The following is a 6016-nucleotide window of genomic DNA, read 5'->3' on the forward strand; positions in this document are numbered from 1 at the left end:
GTGCTGTTGGATGTCGCACGACATGGGCTCGCCGCGCAGGCAGCGGGCCAATCCTGGTTTGCGAAAGCACGGAGCGGGAGCTAGTATCGAAGCGGCACATGTAACTGGTTACGAAAGGTTCTCTATCAGCCCGAGAGGTTTGGATCGCGCGCGATCCGGCCCAACGGCAGCGGCGGCGCTTCGCACAAATGGCTAGCCTTGCGCGTGTGATTCACGACTTTCAGAACGGCGAGCTGTCCCGTGACGAGTTCGTGGCTCAACTCGACAGCACGTTGACGACCGAAGGACTCGGCCCCACGCAGCTGCTGGACATGCTCGGCGCGGCACATCGCAAGGCTCCGCTCCCCGACGATCTCTACGTGGAAGTGCGGCGACGCATCGAGCAGTTGCGCGTGTCGAACGTAGCGGCGGGCGGCGACGAAACCGGCATCCAGACCACTGTCGAGATTCCGTCGGTACGGTCAGCCAGCGCGGGCAGCGCGGGAAGCTCGGCCAACGCAGCGGGCACCGGCAGTGCCGCGGGACACGACCAGATCAAAGGCACCGGCGACACACTCAACAACCGCTTCGTGCTCGAAGAATGCCTCGGGGTCGGCGGCATGGGCACGGTGTACAAGGCACTCGATCTGCGCAAGCTCGAGGCCTCGGATCGCAAGCCGTATCTCGCCATCAAGGTGCTCAACGTCCAGTTCCGCGGCAACCCGAATTCGCTGGTGGCGTTGCAGCGCGAGGCGCGCAAGGCGCAAGTGCTTGCGCATCGCAACATCATTACGGTGTACGACTTCGACCGCGACGGGCCGATCGTCTATCTGACGATGGAGTACCTGTCCGGAAAGCCGCTCAGCCAGTTGCTGCGCACGCCGGGCTACCAGGGCATGCCGGTGCGCGCGGCGCTGCCGATCGTGCGCGGCATGTGCAGCGCGCTCGCCTATGCGCACGAACGCGGCTTCGTGCATTGCGACTTCAAGCCCGCCAACGTGTTTCTCACGACGAATGCCGAAGTCAAGGTGATCGACTTCGGCATTGCCCGCGTGTTCCAGCGTCCGGAAGAGGAGAGCGATGCAACCGTGTTCGATCCGGGCAGCCTCGGCGCATTGACGCCCGCGTATGCGAGCCCGGAAATGATCGAGCACCGCGAGCCCGATCCGCGCGACGACATCTACGCGCTCGGCTGCATCACGTACGAGCTGCTGACCGGTCACCATCCGTTCGACCGCTTGTCGGCGACGCAGGCCCGCAATGCCGATTTCAAGCCGCAGCGGCCGGCCAATCTCGATTCCAGGCAATGGCGCGCGCTGCGTGCCGCGCTGTCGTTTGATCGCAATTCGCGCATGCCGAGCGTGGTGCGCTTCATCGCGGAGTTCGATAACGAAGCGCGTGCGGAAAAGTCAGGAACGCTGGCGAAGGTGGGGCTCGCGAGTTTCGCGGTGGTGTGCGCGGCGGCGGTCGGCGTGTTCGCGTTCCGCTCGGCGCCTAACCGGCACAGTGGATCACAGACGCAGGCGGGCGCTTCGCAGGCTCTGGCGGAGCAGACGGGTTCGTCGTCATCGGAAGGAACGGTGTCGGGGCCGGTGAGCGCGCCACCTGCGGCACCGCCGGCAAGTCCTGTCGCAGCAATGCCCGCCACGCGACCGGCGGCGCCCGCGCCGAAGCCGGCGCTGGCCCTCGCAGTCATCACGCCGGCGCTGGCGCAAGTGCCCTGTTCGGCGCTGTCCGCGTCAGTCCAGGACCACTCGCTGACGGTGCGTGGCTACGTCTCGCAACGCTATGGCGCGGCGCATCTGAAGGACACGCTGGCGGCGTTGCCGGGCGTCGATACGCTGACGCTCCAGGTCGAGCCGCTCGCCGACGACAAATGCGACACCATCAAAGCATTCGCGCCCTACTGGATTCACAACATGCAGGCCGGTCACGTCGCGGCCCTGCATGTGCGGCCGCCAGGTGGCCAGTTGAGCGAAGGCAACCCGCTGGTCGTCGACGTCACCACGCCGGGTTACGACTCGTATGTGAACCTCGACTACTACCAGCTCGACGGCAGCGTCGTGCACATGGTGCCGAGCCCGCGCGCGAAGGACAATCAGGCGCCACCGCACTACGCCGCCACGATCGGCAGCGCGGGTGACTGGATCATTTCAAAGCCGTTCGGATCGGAGATGGTCGTGCTGCTGATCACGCCGGCGCCGCTCTTCGATAAGCCGCGCCCGGAGAGCGAATCGCGCGCCGACTATCTGCGCGCACTCGACACGCGGCTTGCGCAGATCGGCGGCAAATACGGCCACGATCACATCGTCGCCGATTTCGCGCCGATCACGACGAAACCACGCTCGCCGTGAGCGGCGTGCGAGCGCGGCTCGCGAGCCGGCTATGAACCGCCCGCGAAGCCGGCAAGTCACTTGAGATCTTTGACGACCCGGAAGCCATCCTGCGATTGACGCACGCCCGAGCTGTACTTGAAGCGCGTCGCGCTGAGCATGTAGCTGCCGCCTTCGCGCCACGAACCGCCGCGAATCACGCGCATGTCGCAGCCGGGGCTGTCCCATGCGTGGCCATCGGCGGGTGCGCCCTGGTAGGAGTTGTGCCAGCAGTCGGCGGTCCATTCCCAGACGCTGCCGTTCATGTCGTACAGGCCGAGCGGATTCGGCGCGAACGAGCCGGCGGCCTCGGGTCCTTCCTTGTGCCACGGTTCGCCGCAGTCCTTGCAATTGGCGTTGCCCTTGCGCATCTGATCGCCCCACCAGTAGGCGGTCGTGGTGCCGCCGCGATCCGCGTATTCCCATTCCGCTTCGGTGGGCAGGCGGTACGGTTTGCCGGTGGTCTTGCTCAACCATTTCACGTATTGCTGCGCGTCGTCCCAACTGAGGTCGCGCGCCGGTGCGGCCTTGTTGGTGTTGCTTTCCGGCGTGAGCTTCTGGCAGCCATTGGCGGCGACGCACGCGTTCCACTGGTCGACCGTCACCTCGTACTTGCCGATCGCGAACGGCGCGCCAATGGTCACGTGATGAACGGGCTTTTCGGACGGGTCGTCGGTACTGCTGCCCATCGAGAACGAACCCGCGGGCACGGTGATCATGATCGGACAGGTGGCGCAATCGCGGCTTTCGCCGGCAACCGGCGCATGCGTGACGGGCTTTTGCGCGACCGCTGCTGCGGGTGGTGCGGCCGGCGGAGCAGCACTTGCAGTGGGCTTGGGTGCCGGGGTGTTAGCCGGCGGCGTTGGCCGCGCGGCTTGCGGCGCGGGCGCAACTGAAGGCGCAGCAGGCGTGGCCGTGGACGGCGCGTTCGACGTCGCCGCAGCACGCAAGCGGTCGATGCGCGCATGAGCGAGCGTGGCGAAGCGGCCGTTCGGATAGGCCTTCAGATACGCCTCGTAGTCCCCTGGGTAGTTGCTGTCCTTGATCGAATTCCAGAACGTGATTTCGTATTGTTCGCTGCTGTCTTTCGGCAGGATGCCTCTGCTATGCAGCGAGACCAAGGGATTGTCCCGAGCGGTGGACGCAGCATCGGCCATCAGCAAGGTTTGAGGAAGCGACGAGGCAAGCCACGGCGCTTGCTCGCCGCCGGTCGCGTCGCGAACCTGCGCTGCGACGCGTTGCAACAGATCTGGCAGCGCCAGTGACGGAGCGCTGTCGAGCGCGTGAAGCCATGCATTCGTATAGACACCGTGGCGTGTGCCGTCCGCCGCGAATCCGCCGGGCGCGGTTGCGTAGGCAACCACGGTATTGCCCGGAAGCGCGGCCGTATCGTTCGTCACGTCCGCTGAGAACGGATTATTCAGGCACGTGTCGAGGATCACCAGATTGAGCCGGCCGTCACGCGCTCCGCGCATGGCCTGCAATACGGCGTGCAAATCGACACCGTTGCTCACGACCTCAGCCGGCGAGCGGGCATCGAGTCCCGCTGGGATGAGCAGTGTTTGCGGGCCGATTCGCATGCCGTGCCCCGCGAAATAGAACAGGCCAACACCGCCTGCCCGCAAGCGCTGATGGAATTCGCCGATGGCCTCGCGCATTTGCTGCGGCGTCGCATTCGTGCGCATGATGACGTCGAAGCCGAGCGTCTGGAGCCTGTCGCGCATGGCTTCGGCGTCGCGCGGCGCGTTCTCTCGCAGCGCGTCCACTTGCGTGTCAGTGCGATCCGCACGATCCACGCCGTCCACACCATACGCGCCGTTACCAATCACAAGCGCGATACGTGGAGAAAGCAGATTGCCCTGTGGCGGCGTGAACGGAGTGACCAGCGTGAGCGGCAAACTCGCCGCACTCGTATCCCGCTCGGCGCCGTCACGTTGCGGCGCCGCAAAAGCGTCGCCCCAATGCGCCTGCATCGCCCCGGCCACGCATACCAGCATGAATATTCGCCACATCTTTACATCCTGTTTGTTCCGGACAGAACATAGGCAATCGAGGCCCACGCTACTCGCATCAACTGCTGGAGTGAATTGCGAGAAACATCGACGCCGCTATCGACCATCCATCTGCAACCTCTTAATAACGATAGCACGCGCTTTGCGCGCCACAACTGTCCGCGTGCCCCGAATGCGTTATACGGTTAACGAGTGTGGCGTATCTTTTTGGCAAGTTACGACCTAAGCTAATTCACAAAGTAGGGCGGCAAGCTCGTTTTAACCAAGTGGCCGTCCAATCGCGCGTGCGCCCGCGACATCCAGCCGGAACGCCCGGCCTGCCTTGTGCAGCCGACCTGGCCATGACCACTCTTCGGGAGAGTGCGCTATGCGAAGAACCGTTACCCCCGTTGTTCTCGACGTGCGTCATGGATCGAATGCGCGTCGCGAGGCGCTGCGCCGGGCTTTGCGCGCGACGCTCGTCCTCATGTTCGGCAACATGGTGCCGAGCGTCTTTGCGGCGGCCGAACAAACCGCGTCGCCGCCGGGCGCCGAGGAATACATCATCTGGCCATCGGACGGCACGGTGATTCACGGCGGCAAGTTGTGGGTGCGCATGGGACTGCGGAACATGGGCGTGTGCCCGAAGGGCGTCGTATTCCCCAACACCGGCCATCACCATTTGCTGATCGACACCGATCTGCCGCCGCTCGATCAGGAAATCCCATCGGATCGCAATCACCTGCACTTCGGTGCGGGTGAGACGGACGCGCGAATCGAGTTGCCGCCGGGCAAGCACACGCTGCAACTCATTCTCGGTGACCACAACCACGTGCCGCATGTGCCGCCTGTGTATTCGAAAAAGATCACCATCACCGTGCTAAAAGACTAGCGCGATCCATTCGTTCAAAGCGGGTCCGTCAGGACGGAGAGACCTTCATGTACAAGATCATCGCGGTCGCGGCGCTCGTCATGTCGGCGGCATTGGCTTCGCCGAATGTCGCTCTTGCAGGCAGCACGCCGGCGCCGGCCGGCGCCTATGCGTATATCGGCTATCCCAACGATGGCCAGGTCGTCCCTGCCAACAAGCCGTTCAAGGTGTGGTTCGGCCTGCGCTACATGGGCGTGGCGCCGAAAGGCGTCAAGTATCCGAATACCGGCCACCATCATCTGCTGATCGACACTGACTTGCCGCCGATGGATCAGGAGATTCCATCGGATCGCAATCACCTGCACTTCGGCGCGGGCGAAACGGAGACCATGATTCAACTCCCGCCGGGCAAGCACACGCTGCAGTTGCTGATGGGCGACGACATGCACGTGCCGCACAATCCGCCGGTGTATTCGAAGAAGATCACCGTCATTGCGCGGTGACGCGCGGTTGCGTATTGCGCGGCGTGACGCGGCGCATCGGTTAGCGCCTCAGTGTCACGCAGCAGCCGACAGTTTCTCACGGGTTGTTGGCCGCAATCCACCATCCTCCGGACGCCGCTTCACCGCTTTGTCTCATGTTCGCCTCACTGCCAGCCCCGCAACCCTTTATCTACGGCATTCCGGCACATTTCTTAGGATAGGAAAGCAATCCTGGCACAGCCCATGCATTAGTGACACTCGAGCAGACAAGTTGCTCGAACCCAACCGCAAACTGTGCTGTATTCCCTTCCCAGGAGATTT

General features: G+C 63.9%; 4 protein-coding genes and 1 pseudogene. 3 read left to right on the top strand and 2 right to left on the bottom strand.

The features are described 5' to 3' along the window. The first annotated feature begins 188 nt into the window (after window positions 1-188). Window positions 189-2333 carry a serine/threonine protein kinase gene (locus P0D80_RS48185; protein ID WP_408177285.1) on the top strand — a complete coding sequence of 715 codons (2145 nt, stop codon included), beginning with the start codon at window positions 189-191 and terminating at the stop codon, window positions 2331-2333. Window positions 2334-2389: 56 nt separating this feature from the next. On the opposite strand, the gene P0D80_RS48190 is transcribed toward P0D80_RS48185, so the two are convergent. Further along, the gene (locus P0D80_RS48190) at window positions 2390-3508 is read right to left on the bottom strand and encodes a formylglycine-generating enzyme family protein (protein WP_408295338.1); all 1119 of its coding nucleotides are present in this window, start codon (window positions 3506-3508) and stop codon (window positions 2390-2392) included. A gap of 18 nt (window positions 3509-3526) precedes the next feature. Beyond that, window positions 3527-4363 (bottom strand): annotated as a pseudogene (locus P0D80_RS48195) (caspase family protein); the annotation flags it as partial. A 367-nt stretch (window positions 4364-4730) separates the two neighbouring features. On the opposite strand from P0D80_RS48195, the gene P0D80_RS48200 reads away from it, so the two are divergent. Beyond that, window positions 4731-5234, top strand: coding sequence for a DUF4399 domain-containing protein (locus P0D80_RS48200; protein WP_132378878.1), 504 nt, complete (start codon window positions 4731-4733; stop codon window positions 5232-5234). Between the two features lie 47 nt (window positions 5235-5281). Continuing rightward, entirely contained in the window at window positions 5282-5716 is a 435-nt protein-coding gene (locus P0D80_RS48205; protein WP_132378876.1) for a DUF4399 domain-containing protein, read from the top strand. Window positions 5717-6016: the final 300 nt, after the last annotated feature.

Origin of the sequence: Paraburkholderia sp. RL17-373-BIF-A (assembly GCF_046030175.1) — a bacterium.
Lineage (GTDB): Bacteria > Pseudomonadota > Gammaproteobacteria > Burkholderiales > Burkholderiaceae > Paraburkholderia.

Bases quoted from the DNA above. Each gene is read 5' to 3' on its own strand.
- P0D80_RS48205 (WP_132378876.1), top strand. From the start codon at position 5,282: ATGTACAAGATCATCGCGGTCGCGGCGCTCGTCATGTCGGCGGCATTG.
- P0D80_RS48190 (WP_408295338.1), bottom strand. From the start codon at position 3,508: ATGGCCGATGCTGCGTCCACCGCTCGGGACAATCCCTTGGTCTCGCTG.
- P0D80_RS48185 (WP_408177285.1), top strand. From the start codon at position 189: ATGGCTAGCCTTGCGCGTGTGATTCACGACTTTCAGAACGGCGAGCTG.
- P0D80_RS48200 (WP_132378878.1), top strand. From the start codon at position 4,731: ATGCGAAGAACCGTTACCCCCGTTGTTCTCGACGTGCGTCATGGATCG.